At 72.1% G+C, this 13,649-nt stretch carries 13 protein-coding genes; 7 read left to right on the top strand and 6 right to left on the bottom strand.

Features of this window, described 5'->3' with window-relative positions; genetic code table 11:
- Window positions 1-20: 20 nt before the first annotated feature.
- A complete protein-coding gene (locus tag Asi03nite_RS11940; protein WP_203679003.1) occupies window positions 21-893 on the top strand; it encodes a hypothetical protein in 873 nt (290 codons plus the stop codon).
- Window positions 894-1,067: 174 nt separating this feature from the next.
- On the opposite strand, the gene Asi03nite_RS11945 is transcribed toward Asi03nite_RS11940, so the two are convergent.
- The gene (locus Asi03nite_RS11945; protein WP_203679004.1) at window positions 1,068-1,607 is read right to left on the bottom strand and encodes a DUF5565 family protein; all 540 of its coding nucleotides are present in this window, start codon (window positions 1,605-1,607) and stop codon (window positions 1,068-1,070) included.
- 302 nt (window positions 1,608-1,909) lie between these two features.
- A complete protein-coding gene (fliQ, locus tag Asi03nite_RS11950) occupies window positions 1,910-2,179 on the bottom strand; it encodes a flagellar biosynthesis protein FliQ (RefSeq protein ID WP_203679006.1) in 270 nt (89 codons plus the stop codon).
- A gap of 275 nt (window positions 2,180-2,454) precedes the next feature.
- Between fliQ and Asi03nite_RS11955 the strand changes: the two genes are divergently transcribed.
- Complete coding sequence (locus Asi03nite_RS11955) at window positions 2,455-2,874, top strand: nitroreductase family deazaflavin-dependent oxidoreductase (protein ID WP_203679008.1); 420 nt, start codon at window positions 2,455-2,457, stop codon at window positions 2,872-2,874.
- Between the two features lie 147 nt (window positions 2,875-3,021).
- Window positions 3,022-3,960 (top strand): TIGR03557 family F420-dependent LLM class oxidoreductase, encoded by a 939-nt coding sequence (locus Asi03nite_RS11960; RefSeq protein ID WP_203679015.1) that lies wholly within the window; start codon window positions 3,022-3,024, stop codon window positions 3,958-3,960.
- A gap of 12 nt (window positions 3,961-3,972) precedes the next feature.
- Here the strand turns inward: Asi03nite_RS11960 and Asi03nite_RS11965 are convergent, their stop codons facing one another.
- A complete protein-coding gene (locus Asi03nite_RS11965; RefSeq protein WP_203679092.1) occupies window positions 3,973-5,166 on the bottom strand; it encodes a cytochrome P450 in 1,194 nt (397 codons plus the stop codon).
- Between the two features lie 116 nt (window positions 5,167-5,282).
- On the opposite strand from Asi03nite_RS11965, the gene Asi03nite_RS11970 reads away from it, so the two are divergent.
- Both Asi03nite_RS11970 and Asi03nite_RS11975 read left to right on the top strand, forming a co-directional pair.
- Window positions 5,283-6,449, top strand: a complete 1,167-nt coding sequence (locus Asi03nite_RS11970) for an FIST signal transduction protein (protein WP_203679016.1) — start codon at window positions 5,283-5,285, stop codon at window positions 6,447-6,449.
- Between the two features lie 4 nt (window positions 6,450-6,453).
- Complete coding sequence (locus Asi03nite_RS11975; protein ID WP_203679017.1) at window positions 6,454-7,881, top strand: GGDEF domain-containing protein; 1,428 nt, start codon at window positions 6,454-6,456, stop codon at window positions 7,879-7,881.
- A 109-nt stretch (window positions 7,882-7,990) separates the two neighbouring features.
- Here the strand turns inward: Asi03nite_RS11975 and Asi03nite_RS11980 are convergent, their stop codons facing one another.
- Together Asi03nite_RS11980 and Asi03nite_RS11985 are read right to left on the bottom strand one after the other, a co-directional pair.
- A complete protein-coding gene (locus Asi03nite_RS11980; RefSeq protein WP_203679022.1) occupies window positions 7,991-8,887 on the bottom strand; it encodes a M48 family metalloprotease in 897 nt (298 codons plus the stop codon).
- A 33-nt stretch (window positions 8,888-8,920) separates the two neighbouring features.
- Window positions 8,921-9,280 (bottom strand): hypothetical protein, encoded by a 360-nt coding sequence (locus Asi03nite_RS11985; RefSeq protein WP_203679094.1) that lies wholly within the window; start codon window positions 9,278-9,280, stop codon window positions 8,921-8,923.
- Window positions 9,281-9,682: 402 nt separating this feature from the next.
- Between Asi03nite_RS11985 and Asi03nite_RS11990 the strand changes: the two genes are divergently transcribed.
- Both Asi03nite_RS11990 and Asi03nite_RS11995 read left to right on the top strand, forming a co-directional pair.
- Window positions 9,683-10,036, top strand: a complete 354-nt coding sequence (locus Asi03nite_RS11990; RefSeq protein ID WP_239102629.1) for a BlaI/MecI/CopY family transcriptional regulator — start codon at window positions 9,683-9,685, stop codon at window positions 10,034-10,036.
- Window positions 10,037-10,250: 214 nt separating this feature from the next.
- Window positions 10,251-12,752, top strand: a complete 2,502-nt coding sequence (locus Asi03nite_RS11995) for a DEAD/DEAH box helicase (protein WP_203679023.1) — start codon at window positions 10,251-10,253, stop codon at window positions 12,750-12,752.
- A 142-nt stretch (window positions 12,753-12,894) separates the two neighbouring features.
- Here Asi03nite_RS11995 and Asi03nite_RS12000 read toward each other — a convergent pair whose 3' ends face one another.
- A complete protein-coding gene (locus Asi03nite_RS12000) occupies window positions 12,895-13,431 on the bottom strand; it encodes a hypothetical protein (RefSeq protein WP_203679024.1) in 537 nt (178 codons plus the stop codon).
- Window positions 13,432-13,649: the final 218 nt, after the last annotated feature.

Genomic DNA, 13,649 nt, shown 5'->3' on the forward strand with positions numbered 1-13,649 from the left:
GCGGTTACCGGGAGGGGAACATGCGTACGGTGACGCACCGGGTGACCCTGCGGAGGGCCGACCTGGACGGCTCGGTCTGCACCGCCCCGGAGGAGATCGCCGAGGCTCTGCGCGACCGGGATGTGGTCCTCGTGGTCCTGGAGCACAAGGTCAAGGGGATCACTCCGACCCGGGAGGTCTTCGAGGCCAGGCTCGAGCAGGACGTCGCATGGCGGTTCACCGGGATCACCTGGCCGGCCGACATCCGGACCGGCATGTTCGTGAACGTCGCCTGGCAGGCCGGGCGCGACGCGGTGGTGCTGCGCACCAGGGTCCTGGAGGATCCGCTGCGGATCGACGGCGTCAACTACTACCACGAGTACGACCCGCAGACCGTCACCCGCGACTACGACCCCCGCCCGTCGAACCGGGGTCAGGTGCTCCGGGCGATCCGCGGGCTGGGCCAGGTCTTCGAGGACGGCAGTGCCGTGTTCCCGGAGGAGGCGCTGGCCAAGCAGGCCGGGTTGGGACGCGGGCAGAAAGGCGCGTTCCTGCTGAAGAACGCGGTGGAGCAGCTGATCCGCGAAGGCTATGTCACCCGGGTCGAGGGCAGCGCCGACGCGAGCGGGCGCCCCTCCTACCCAGCGGTCGACGGTGAGGAGCCGGTGGAGCTGCTGTTCTACGCGCCGCTGGTGGATCCGGCACAGCATCCCGGCGAGACGGACGGCGAGGGCGGCGAGCACCACGACCGGCGGGAACACTGGGTGAAGGGATTCATCCGCAAACTGCCGCCCGGTGCGCAGCCCTCCGAGAAGCAGATGGCCGCCTACCAGCGCGCGCTGGAGACCGAGCAGATCGACGAGCATTTGGAGCCGGGTTACACCTTCGTCAAGAAGCACCACCGCCACGGCTGATCTCCCGCAGCGCGTCGAGCACCGCCCGGACCGCGGCCCGGTGCGGGGTTTCCGGCCGGGCCGGCACGTCGATGTGACGTCCGGCCGGCCGGTCAGGGCGGGGCTGTGCGCCAGCCGGTGGGCGGTGACCAGGTCGTAATCGCCGGCCAGGCCCGGAAGCAGACCCGGCGCCGGCTACCCGAAGTCGCGGTACTTGAGCTTGGCGCGCCGTCCGTCCGGATGATGCCAGACGATCCCCTCGAACTGCGGGTGCGCCAGGATCCACTCCCGCAGCCCGTCCAGGTCACGCGGGGTCTCGAAACGTTCCGCGTCCGCGTGCGCGATCAGCTCGTGCCCGCCGGTCCGCTCCGGATTGCCGTTGATCTTAGGACCGATCAGCTCGTACGTTCCCGGCCTCCAGTCCGCCGAGCGGCTCACGGCCTCGGCGTGACAGGCGGCGTACGACGACTGGGCGATCGGCTCCCAGCCCACGGTCTTGCCGGTGGTGGGGTCGGTCATGACGGCCCGATATCCGGGCGGCGTCGCCCGGCCGGGGCGTACCTCGCGACGGGCCCACCAGACGCCGTCCTCGTCGAGGAGCACGCAGGTTCCGTCGTATTTCCTGGTGGCGACCCCTTCCCCGGCAAGCACCCAGGCACATTCCGGGTTCGCCACGGGCAGCACCCGCTTGCGGTCGTCAGGGTCACGCTGGAACAGCGTCGGAATCTTGCGCATGTCGAAATGCTCGCAGCCGCGGTCCACCGATTTTCCGGCGCCCGGCCCACCGCCGCCTTCCCCGCGGACCCGTCCCCCGGCGAGACCCGCCCGAGCCGGCGAGACACCCCCACGACCAGCCGCGCAAAGCCAGCCGGCGCCCACGAGCCGCTGCCGACCCGTGAGACACCTCTCATGGCCAGCCGCGTGGGGGCGGCTGGGGCGGAGGGGTGGGTCCTGGTCTGGAGAGGGCTTGCGGGTGCCGGCTGGAGGAAAGCGGCTGGGGATCCGGGATGGCTCGCGGCCGGCGGAGCACGTCGCGGTCAGCGGAGCAGGTCCGGAACCCGCTCGAAGAGCTGGGTGGTGTAGGTGATCATCTCGTGCAGCATCCAGTTGCCGGCGAACAGCAGGACCGCGCCGATCGCGACCGCCTTCGGGACGAAGGAGAGGGTGGCCTCCTGGATCTGGGTCACCGACTGGAACAGCGAGATCGCGAAGCCGACCGCCAGCGCGGTCAGCAGCACCGGGGCGGACAGCTTCGCCGCGATCGTCATGGCCTGCAGTCCCAGCTCAACCACCATCGTGTCGGTCATGCCCATCAGTTCGGGCGCTTCGCGGGGCCGGGGAGTGCGGACCGGTGGCCGCACGGTTGCGGTTGGGTTCACGGCTCCGCAATCCTCAAGTGGGCCGCCTCCCTGCCGGGCCGGAGACGCCGGGCAAGGCTGCGACGGCGGGTCCGGGCAGGAGACGCTTCGGGCCTGGGGAAGGCTGCGCCGAAAGCGGGGCCGGCGGGAGGGAAAGGAGGCTGATCACGAGCGGGAGAGGGCGCGCGCGGATAAGTAGATCAAGATCCGGGTACGGTGACGGCATGGTTTCTGCGATGGATTTGCACGGCGATCAGCATGTGGCGCGGTATCTGGAGACCGACGGCCAGGACGGTTTCCACTGGCGCAACGGGACCGAGATCCTGATCCTGTTCACCACGGGCCGCAAGTCCGGCGAGCAGCGCACCCACGCGCTGATCTTCCGTGAGCACGAAGGAAAGTACCTGGTGGTCGCGTCGAAGGGTGGGGCCGCGGCGCCGCCCGCCTGGTTCGTCAACCTCAGCGCCGAGCCGCGGGTCGAGGTGCAGATCAAGGGCGACCGCTTCCCGGCGACGGCCCGGGTGGCGACGCCCGAGGAGAAGCCGGCGATGTGGGCGAAGATGGTCGAGGTCTGGCCCGACTACGACGAGTACCAGAAGAACACCGGCCGGGAGATCCCGGTCGTCGTCCTCGAACGCGCCTGAGAACGGACGCGGGACCGGGGGGCCAACGCGGGAACAGCGAGCCGACGGAGGAGCGGGAGACGTAGCCGACGGGCCGAGGGACACGACATCCCGAAGGCAACCCCGAACGCGACGTTTACCCACCGGACGGCCGGGAAGGCGAAGGCCATGCGATTCGGATACAAACTCATGGCCGAGGCCTTCGACCCCAAGGAACTGATCCGCCAGGCGATCCGCGCCGAACAGGCCGGCTTCGACTTCGTCGAGATCAGCGACCACTACCACCCTTGGCTGGAGGAGCAGGGCCACTCCCCGTTCGCCTGGAACGTGCTGAGCGCGATCGCCGCCCGTACCGACCGGCTCGGCCTGGCCACCGGGGTGACCTGCCCGACCGTCCGCTACCACCCGGCGATCATCGCGCAGGCCGCGGCGACGCTCGCGATCATCTCGGACGACCGGTTCACGCTCGGCATCGGCTCCGGTGAACGGCTCAACGAGCACGTCACCGGCCAGGGCTGGCCGAGCGTGAGCGTCCGGCACGAGATGCTGGCCGAGGCGCTGGACATCATCAACCTGCTCTGGCGGGGCGGCTACCGGTCGTACCGCGGAAAGTATCTGCAGCTCGACGACGCCCGCGTGTTCGACCTGCCGGAGAAGCTGCCGGTAATCGCGGTCGCGGCCGGCGGCAAGCGGGCCGCCGAGCTCGCATCGACGCACGGCAGCGGCCTGTTCGCCACCGAGCCGCGCAAGGATCTCGTCGAGGCCTACACCGGCACGGGACCGAAGTACGCGGAGATCCCGATGGCCTGGGCGCCGACCGTGGAGGCCGCCGCCACGGAGGCGCACCGCACCTCCCGCTGGTCGCTGAGCGGCTGGAAGGTGATGGCGGAGCTGCCGAACCCGGTGAACTTCGACGCGGCGTCGGAGTCGGTGCGCGTCGAGGACGTGCAGCGGCAATTCGTCTGCGGCCCGGACCCGCAGCCCTACCTGGACGCGGTGAAAACCTATACCGAGGCTGGTTTTGATCACCTGGTCCTGCAGAACGCGGGTCCGGACCCGGACGGATTCCTGGAGTTCTTCGGCAGCGAGCTCAAGCCGAAGCTGTGACGGGCAGCGAGCTCAAGCCGAGGTCGTGACCGGCAGCGACGAGTACCCGCGCAGCACCAGGCGATCGCGGCGGACCGGGGAGCCGGACAGCGCCAGCCCCGGCAGCCGGTTGAGCAGCAGCGGGAACGCCACCTGCGCCTCCAGCCGGGCGAGCGGCGCGCCCAGGCAGTAGTGCGCGCCGCCGCCGAAGGAGACCGGCTGGACGTTCGGGCGATCCGGGTCGAACCGGTGCGGGTCGGGGTACCGTGCCGGGTCCCGGTTCGCCGAGCCGAGCAGCATGGTCAGCATCACCCCGCGGTCGAGCGTCACACCGTCGCCGAGCTCGAGCGGCTCGCCGGTGAACCGGGACGTCAGTTGCACAGGCGAGTCGTACCGCAGGATCTCCTCGACGAACGCGGGCGCAAGATCCACGGAGGACCGCAACCGATCAGCCTGTCCGGGATGCTCCAGGAGGATCTTCAACCCGGTCCCGAGCAGGTTGGTCGTGGTCTCGAAACCCGCGACGAGCAGCAGCACCAGGTTCGCGAGCAGTTCCTCGCCGGTCAGCTGGGTGTCCTGCGCGGCGACGAGCGCGCTGGTCAGATCCTCCCGCGGCGTGTGCCGGCGGTCGGCGATCAGCCCGGTGAAGTACGCCTCCAGCTCCCGGCCGGCCTTGTCCGCCCGCCGCATCTCCTCCTCGGTGCTGATCGGCTCCAGCACCACTGTCAGGTCGGCGGCCCGCTGCCGGAACCAGCGCCGCTCCGACTCCGGGATGCCGAGCAGCGCACAGATCACCGCGATCGGCAGCGGGTACGCGAACGCGCTGATGAAATCCGCCTCGGCGGGCATCTCGTCGATCAGCTCCCCGGCCAGGGCGGTGATCACGTCGCGCATCGCGGCCACCCGGCGCGCGGTGAACGTCGAGGCGGCCGCGCGGCGCACCCGGGAGTGGTCCGGCGGGTTGGTCTGCAGCATGGAGAGCACGACCGAGGCGACCCCGCGGTTCTCCCGCCAGCCCGGCCAGGAACGGTCGTAGTCGCCCGGGTCGGCCACGCGCAGGCCGGGATCCCGCAACAGGCGGCTGACCAGGGCATGCGTGGTGATGAACCACTGTCCCTCGAAGGCCTGGACGGCCGGCGCCCGGTCCCGGATCACGTCGTAGGCCGGGTACGGATCGAGTCGCCCCTCGGGCTGGAACAGTGATGCGAGCGCGGTATCGAAGTCCATCCCCATCCGGACATCATGCCCGGTGATGTCCACACCCGCCGAACGCTCAGATCGCCGTACGCGGGACCGATGTGCTGCCTCTGAGGGCCGCCGCGGGCCCGGCGTGAGGGGGCGAGATGAAGCGTTGGTTCGGGGTGGGCCGCAGCCTGCTGGCGGATCCCGCCGAGGCGGGCGCGCAGGCGTGCCGCGAGGCGCTCGGCGGGCGCCGCGCCGGCCTGCTGATCGTCTTCGCCGCGCTGTCGCACGCGACGCCGGAGATGGCCGCCGCCGTGCACGCGGCGGCCGGCGGGGACGTGCTGATGATCGGCTGCTCGACGTCCGGCGAGTTCACCGCGGTCGGCCGCGGGTCGGGCGTGGTGGTGAACGCGCTCGGCGGGGACGGGTTCGCGGCGTCGGTGCGGGCCGTCCCGTACAACAGCATGGATCTCTATCGGGCCGGCGAGACCCTCGCCGGCGCGCTCGACGACGTCGTCGCCGAGCACCGGGTGCTGCTGATGCTCGGCGACGGGCGCAGCGGCGACCAGCAGGAGGTGGTGCGCGGGGCGTATTCGGTGGCCGGCGCGCGGGTCCCGCTGGTCGGCGGTTGCGCGGGCGACGACGTGACGCAGACCGGGACGTACGCGTTCTTCAGCTCCGGCCCGGACGTCCGGGTGCTGAAGAACGCGGTGCTCGGCGCCGCGCTCGGCGCGCCGGCGCCGTTCGGGATCGCGATGTCGCACGGCTGGCACCGCACGGGCGAGCCGATGGTGGTCACCCGCAGTGCCGGTGGCACCATTCTGGAACTCGACGGGGAGCCGGCGCTCGACGTCTACCTGCGGCGCACCGGCGGCTCGCCGGATCTGGCCGGGGACGCCGGCGCCTTCGTCCCGTTCGCCGCCGTGCGGCCGCTCGGCCTGGCGCGGCGCACCGGCGAGGACATCCGGATCATCTTCGCCTGCGACCCGGAGGCCGGGTCCATCTACAGCCTGGCGGACACCCCGGAGGGCGCGATGGTGTGGCTCATGGAGCAGGACGTGGACGCGGTGGTCGACGCGGCGGCGGCCGCCGGCCGCGCCGCGGCCGAGGCGCTGGACGGCGCGACGCCGCTGGGGGTCCTGGTCTTCGATTGCTGTGTACGGCCGATGGCGCTCGGCCAGGACAACACGGACCGGGCCGCCGAGCGGCTCCGCGCCGCGCTGGACCCGATCCCGTTCAGCGGTTTCTACTCCAACGGCGAGATCGTGCTGACCCGCGGCGCGAAGGGCATGCACCACCTCACCGTGGCCGCCCTGGCCGTGAGCTGACGCCATGACCGCGTGGTCGATGCTGCGTCTCAGCGAGTACTTCAGCGCCATCACCCGGGCCGGTGACGAGCCGGCCGCCGCCCGGATCGCGGCGCAACAGGCCACCGAGGCCACCGACGCCGAGGTGGGCGCCGTGATCCGCGGCGACACCGTGACGGCGTCGGTGGGCCTGGGCCGCTCCCCCGACCCGGCCCTGTTCACCGGCCTGCGCGTGGGCGCCGGGACGGCGTCGTTCCCGGGGCTCGGCGAGGCCTTCCTGAGCGTGCACGCGCTGGCCGGCGGCAACGACGAGCGTCTGGTCGTGGCCCGCGCGGGGGAGCCGTTCACGCCCGAGGAACGGCAGATGCTGCAGGGCATGGCGAAGGTGCTCGGTCTCGCCCTGCGCGGGCTGCGGACCCTCGCCGCCGAGCAGCAGCTGCGCCTGGACCGGGAGCGCGAGGCGGAGGCGCGGCTGGTTCTGCTGGAGGCGCTGGAACGGCGGGAACGCCTGCTGGAGACGCTGTTGCGGGTGCAGCGGGCGGCCGGTCAGGGCACCCCGCTCGGCGAGGTGCTGGACGCCATCACGCTGGGCGCCCGGCGACTGCTCGACGACGGCGTCGCCGCGCTGGTGCTGCACGACGTCGACGACCCGGCGCGGCTGACCGTGGCGTCCGCGTCCGGCTGTCCCTCGTCGGGCCGCGACACCGTGCTGCTGGCCGCCGGCCGGGCGATGGACGCGCGGGGCCCGGTCGCGGACGGCGGGCTGTCCGCCGCGCCGGTGTTCATCGGTGACCGGCTGGCCGGGGCCTTCGTGATCGCGGGACACGGCGGCGACCTGCGCGAGTCGGAGCGGCGCGACGTCCTCGCGGCCTTCAGCGAACAGGCCAGCCTGGCGCTGACCGGAGCGCACACCCAGGCCGCCGTGCACGAGGCGCACCACGACCCGCTGACCCGCCTGCCGAATCGCACCCTGTTCCTGCGGCGGGTCGAGCAGGCCGCGGCCGAGGGCGCCGGGGCCGCGCTGCTCTACCTCGACCTGGACCTGTTCAAGCAGGTCAACGACACTCTCGGGCACACCGCCGGGGATGAGCTGCTGCGTGGCGTCGCGGACCGGCTGCGTGCCTGCCTGCGGGACACCGACATGGCGGCGCGCTTCGGCGGTGACGAGTTCGCCGTGCTCCTGGAGCCGATCTCCGGCGACGGGCAGGCGTGGACGATCGCCCAGCGGGTGATCGACGCGATCGGCGAGCCGTTCGAGATCGCCGGCCGGTCCGTGGTGACCCGGGCCAGTGTGGGCATCGCCTGCGCGGCGCCGGGGCGGACCGCGGCGGGCCTGCTGGAGGACGCGGATCTGGCGATGTACCGGGCGAAGAAGACGATGCCGGGCACCTGCCGGGCGTTCGAGCCGCGCATGCGCGCCGACTCCCGGGGCACGGACCGTCACGCCGCCTGACCGGTCCATCCCGGCGGGCGCGGCCGTTCCGGGCGATTTCCGCGCGCACGCCGGCGGCCGGCGTTCCGGGGTGTCTCACGACCGTCGAGGCCCCCCCGCGCGCAGGCGTTCAGCGAAGCGCGGCGTGGAGGAGCTCGACCAGGTCGAGAGCGGCCTCGCCGGTCCAGACCACCGAACTCAGCGCCACCGCGACCGGCAGCAGCAGGAAGGCCCGCGACGCGGCACGCGGTCGGGGCCGCAACAGGTGGGCGACCCGCCGGGGTACGACCCCACCCGGCACCGCCGCGTGCAGCGCCGCCGCGAACGGGCTCCCCGCCCCGGCCAGCGCCGCCACCCCGATCGCGTGGGCCAGCGTGCGACGGCCGCCCAGTGACGCCGCGGCCCGCTCGTCGGCGGCCCGCTCGATCAGGTAGTCGACGTGCCGGCCGACCCACCACAGCGCCGGGTGCGCGGCCACCGCCAGCTCCGCCGCCCGGGCCAGCCGGTGATGGCGCTCGGCCAGATGCGCCTTCTCGTGGGCGAGCAGCGCCTCGAACTGCGGCTCGGTGAGCAGCGCGCGCATCCCGGTGGTGACCACCACGTGCCCCGGCTCGCCGGGCACCGCGAACGCCCGCGGCGCGTCCTCGGGCACGACCACCAGGCCTCCCGGGCCGCCGGCCGGGACCATGGCCAGCACCTTCCGCTGGCGTCGCCAGCGCAGGCCCACCGAGACGGCCGCGGCGGCCAGCAGGATCAGGCTCAGCCACGGCACCCACTCGACGCCGGCCGTGTCGTGCGCGACGACAGCGGCGGACCAGCCGAACAGCCGGCCGATCGCGGGCACCTGGGCGAGCGCGTGCGCGGCCAGCAGCAGCAGGTTGACCGTGCTGGTCACCGCGACGGTCACCGCCGTCCAGGCGATCACCGAGGCCGCCCGTCCGGGCGCGAGCCGGTCGGCGAGCAGCCGCACCACGATCACGGCCAGCGGTGGGACGACGACCACCGACCAGACGAAATGATCGAACATCTCGCTACCTCTCCGCGCGCGGGGAGCCGGAGGTCATGCTCTCACTCCGGCCGCGCCGAGGGCGCCGCCCGGCGCCGTGATCACCGACAGCTCCAGCATCGGGGACATCGGCGCCCGCCCCGGCCCACCGGCCCGGACATACCCGGCGATGTCGTCGAGCACCACGTCGTCGAGCACCAGCCCGAACCAGACCGGCCGCGCGCCACGCCGCCGCGCCTCCGGGGCGGGTTGCACGACCAGGACGTTGGACTGGGCGCAGACGTCCAGGCAGAGGCTGGTCCGGACGCGGTGCGCCGGGCCCAGCGCCGACCGCAACCTCTCGATCTGCGCGTCGTGGTCGACGGCCGGGTGCTTGCCGGGGTTCCCGCAGCAGCAGTCCCGGCAGACGGTCACCGTGCAGCCCCGCTCGTGCTCACTCACAGTCGATCACCTTACGGCCCGCCGGACGGCGACCGGCACGGCGAAGCCGGTCAGGGCAACACGGCCCCGGTCACATAACCACCCGGGCCGTCCCCAGGTGATGCAGAGCCAGATCAGCAACGCCGGGCCGAACGTCTCGGCCAGCCCGGCCCCGAGTCCGAAAACACCCAGGTACTGGCCGGTCGCGTGCCAGACTCGCCGCGCTGATGCCCAGGATCATGATCTGGTACGAGGCGCGCGTCCCGGCCTGCGCCACGAGCCCTGCCGCCCCGATCGTGTAGACCAGGTTCGAGGCCACCAGGGCCCGCTGCGGCCCGGTCATGGCGCGGCCGCCCGGTCTCCCGCTTTCCCCGGGCCGATCGATACAGTCGCATCGTGAGCAGACGGCGGCCGGGCCAGTTGGAGACGGAGATCATGACGGTGCTGGGCGCCGGCGACCGGCCGATGACCCCGGGCGAGGTCCGCGACCGCCTGGAACCGTCCGGTGAGTTGTCGTACAGCACGGTGGTCACCACGCTCACCCGGCTCTACGAGAAGGGCTCGGCGTCCCGGCACCGGGACGGGCGCGCCTTCCGCTACGGCGCGCCGCACGGCCCGGCCGCGCTGGTCGCCGACCGGATGACCCGGCTGTTGTCGGACGAGGCGGACCGCGCCTCGGTGCTGCGCCGCTTCGTCGGGAACCTGGACGCCAAGGACGAGCAGCTGCTGCGGGACCTGCTCAACGAGTGAACCCGCGGGCGATGCAACCGGATCGCACCCCGGCCCGCAACCGTCGCCGGGCATAGTTCGCCTCTTCAGGATCAGACGCTGACTGGGAGAAACGGACATGCGCACACGCATCGCGGCAACCGTCGCGGTCATCGCCGCTGTGGTCGGCATCGCGGGCGGCCTGGCCGGTCCCCTTTACGCGATGTTCGGGGCGAACTGACAAACTTGCAACATCATGACGCTGACCGATCGCCTTCCCGGCTCCGCCTCCTCGGGCCCCGCCGAGCCCGACGCCGTCTTCGAAGCCTTCCAGTCCTGGGTGACGGAGCAGGGCATCACCCTGTACCCGCATCAGGAGGAGGCGCTGATCGAGATCGCGACCGGCTCCAACGTCATCCTGAACACCCCGACCGGCTCGGGGAAGAGCCTGGTCGCCGCGGGCGCGCACTTCGCCGCGCTGGCCGACGGCCGCACCACCTTCTACACCGCCCCGATCAAGGCGCTGGTCAGCGAGAAGTTCTTCGCGCTCTGCGAGATCTTCGGCGCGCACAACGTGGGCATGCTGACCGGCGACGCCAGCGTCAACGCGGACGCGCCGATCATCTGCTGCACCGCGGAGATCCTGGCCAACCTGGCCCTGCGCGAGGGCGCCGAGGCCGACGTCGGCCAGGTGGTGATGGACGAGTTCCACTTCTACGCCGAGCCCGACCGCGGCTGGGCCTGGCAGGTGCCGCTGATCGAGCTGCCGCAGGCGCAGTTCCTGCTGATGTCGGCGACCCTCGGCGACACCACCCGGTTCGTCGACGACCTCACCCGTCGTACCGGACGGCAGACCGCTGTCGTCAGCAACGCCGAGCGTCCGGTGCCGCTGATCTTCAGCTATGCCATGACGCCGCTGCACGAGACCATCGAGGAGCTGCTGGCCACCAAGCAGGCGCCGGTCTACATCGTGCACTTCACCCAGGCGGCGGCGCTGGAACGCGCCCAGTCGCTGATGAGCATCAACATGAGCACACGCGAGGAGAAGGACGCGATCGCCAAGGCGATCGGCAGCTTCCGGTTCACCGCGGGCTTCGGGCGTACGCTGTCGCGCCTGGTCCGGCACGGCATCGGCGTCCACCACGCGGGCATGCTGCCGAAGTACCGGCGGCTCGTGGAGACGCTCGCCCAGGCCGGCCTGCTGAAGGTGATCTGCGGGACGGACACGCTGGGAGTCGGCATCAACGTGCCGATCCGCACGGTGCTGTTCACCGGCCTGTCGAAGTACGACGGCGTGAAGACCCGCCTGCTCAAGGCCCGCGAGTTCCACCAGATCGCGGGCCGGGCCGGCCGGGCCGGGTTCGACACCCTCGGCACCGTGCTGGTGCAGGCCCCGGAACACGTGATCGACAACGAGCGGGCGCTCGCGAAGGCCGGTGACGACCCGAAGAAGCGGCGCAAGGTCGTGCGCAAGAAGCCCCCGGAGGGGCAGATCGGCTGGGGCCGGCCCACCTTCGACCGTCTGGTCGAGGCCGAGCCGGAGCCGCTGACCTCGTCGTTCGAGGTCTCGCACGCGATGCTGCTGAACGTGCTGGCCCGTGGCGGCGACCCGTACCAGGCGATGCGGCACCTGCTCACCGACAACCACGAGGAGCCGGCCCAGCAGCGCAGACACATCCGCCGCGCGATCGCCATCGCCCGTGCGCTGATCGCCGGCGGGGTCATCGAGCGCACCCCGGAGGGCCTCTACAAGCTGGTCGACGACCTGCAGCTGGACTTCGCGCTGAACCAGGCGCTGTCGCCGTTCGCGCTGGCCTGCCTGGAACTGCTGGACAAGGAGGCGCCGGAGTACCCGCTCGACGTCGTCTCGGTGATCGAGTCCACCCTGGAGGACCCGCGCCAGGTGCTCTCGGCGCAGCGCCAGAAGGCGCGCGGTGAGGCCGTCAACGCGATGAAGGCCGAGGGCATCGAGTACGAGCAGCGCATGGAGCTGCTCGAGGAGGTGACCTGGCCGCAGCCGCTGCGGGAGCTGCTCGAGGCGGCGTACGAGACGTACCGGCGTGGCCACCCGTGGGTCGGCGACTACGAGATCAAGCCGAAGTCCGTGGTCCGCGACATGTACGAGCGGGCCATGACGTTCACCGAATACGTCTCGTTCTACGGCCTGTCCCGCTCCGAGGGCCTGGTGCTGCGCTACCTGGCCGACGCCTACCGGGCGCTGCGCCAGACGGTGCCCGAGGACGCCCGTACCGAAGAGCTCGGTGACCTGATCGAATGGCTCGGCGAGCTGGTCCGGCAGGTCGACTCCAGCCTGCTCGACGAGTGGGAACGCCTGCGCAACCCGGGCGCCGCCGTCGAGGAGGTCCGGATCGACGACAAGCCGCCGGCTGTCACCCGCAACGTCCGCGCTTTCAAGGTCCTGGTACGCAACGCGATGTTCCGCCGGGTCGAGTTGGCCGCGCTGGGCCGCTACGACGAGCTGGGCGAGCTGGACGGCGAGTCCGGCTGGAGCGCGGAGCGCTGGCGCGAGGCCGTCGACGACTACTTCGACGAGTACGACGAGCTGGGCACCGGACCGTCGGCCCGCGGCCCGCAGCTGCTGCAGATCGACACCGGGCCCGGGGTGTGGGCGGTCCGGCAGGTCTTCGAGGACCCGGCCGGCGACCACGACTGGGGCATCGACGCCACTGTCGACCTGGCCGAGTCCGACGAGATCGGCGGCGCCGCCATCACCATCGTGGCGGTCGGCCCGCACTGAGCCGCCGGCACGGGCTTGTACCACAGGTGGTCCAAGCCCGTCCTAGCGTCGTGCCACCCGGCGGTCACGCACCGGCTCCGCCGCGTGACCGCCGTGGAGCACCAGTCTCGGAGAGTGACCCCTCCGGTGGCACGGCTACCGATCAGCCCGCGTCCACGTCACTGATCGCTAGCAGACTCAGCCGGAGGCCGGCTTCGGTGGCCCGGGACGCGAGCTCGGCCCCCAGCCGCTCGTCGAGACCGGCCGGGCAGGTCCACCAGCCCGTCACCTGCCCATCGCCGGGCAGCAGCAGGTCACAGGTGGTCCAGTCGCCGGCCAGCGGGAACGATCTCAGCACCGTGGCCAGCCGGTCGACGGCCGCCGAGGTCAGCCCCGGCACCGCCAGGACGACCCGGATCCGGCGGCGTTCCGGCAGGTCCTCGTAGGTGTCGGCGACGTCGAGCGCGGCGTGCTCGGTGAGCACCGCGGCGACGATCCGGTGCAGGCCGTCGAGGATGTCGCGCTCGGCGGGCTCCACCACGATCGGCTCGCGGAAGTCACCGTACGCGGCCAGTTCGGCGCGCAGCAGTTCGACGACGCGCGCGTCGTCCGGGTCGGCCAGCAGGTCGGGTATCGCTCTTTCCCACGTGTCGCCACCGGCCGGCGGCCGATACGTGGCGAGGATTTCCGGGAGCGGCATCCGGCGTACGGTCACCGGGAAAGGCTTACACAGTCGAGTTGAACTGCCTACTCACCAAAAGGAGAACAAAAACGCCACCGACGGGAGGACCGGCGCGCACGCCGGAGTGGCGCGGAAATGGTGTCCCGGGCGTCGAGCCGCGGACCGTGCGGGCGGACCTTGCGCGCGGTGGGCACGCGGTCACCCGGCACCTCCCCGATCGGCGTACCCCGGCGGCC

The organism is Actinoplanes siamensis (assembly GCF_016862395.1).
GTDB lineage: Bacteria > Actinomycetota > Actinomycetes > Mycobacteriales > Micromonosporaceae > Actinoplanes > Actinoplanes siamensis.

Coding starts and splice junctions, on each gene's coding strand:
- Asi03nite_RS11940 (WP_203679003.1), top strand. CDS start 21: ATGCGTACGGTGACGCACCGGGTGACCCTGCGGAGGGCCGACCTGGAC.
- Asi03nite_RS11945 (WP_203679004.1), bottom strand. CDS start 1,607: ATGCGCAAGATTCCGACGCTGTTCCAGCGTGACCCTGACGACCGCAAG.
- fliQ (WP_203679006.1), bottom strand. CDS start 2,179: ATGACCGACACGATGGTGGTTGAGCTGGGACTGCAGGCCATGACGATC.
- Asi03nite_RS11955 (WP_203679008.1), top strand. CDS start 2,455: ATGGTTTCTGCGATGGATTTGCACGGCGATCAGCATGTGGCGCGGTAT.
- Asi03nite_RS11960 (WP_203679015.1), top strand. CDS start 3,022: ATGCGATTCGGATACAAACTCATGGCCGAGGCCTTCGACCCCAAGGAA.
- Asi03nite_RS11965 (WP_203679092.1), bottom strand. CDS start 5,166: ATGGACTTCGATACCGCGCTCGCATCACTGTTCCAGCCCGAGGGGCGA.
- Asi03nite_RS11970 (WP_203679016.1), top strand. CDS start 5,283: ATGAAGCGTTGGTTCGGGGTGGGCCGCAGCCTGCTGGCGGATCCCGCC.
- Asi03nite_RS11975 (WP_203679017.1), top strand. CDS start 6,454: ATGACCGCGTGGTCGATGCTGCGTCTCAGCGAGTACTTCAGCGCCATC.
- Asi03nite_RS11980 (WP_203679022.1), bottom strand. CDS start 8,887: ATGTTCGATCATTTCGTCTGGTCGGTGGTCGTCGTCCCACCGCTGGCC.
- Asi03nite_RS11995 (WP_203679023.1), top strand. CDS start 10,251: ATGACGCTGACCGATCGCCTTCCCGGCTCCGCCTCCTCGGGCCCCGCC.
- Asi03nite_RS12000 (WP_203679024.1), bottom strand. CDS start 13,431: ATGCCGCTCCCGGAAATCCTCGCCACGTATCGGCCGCCGGCCGGTGGC.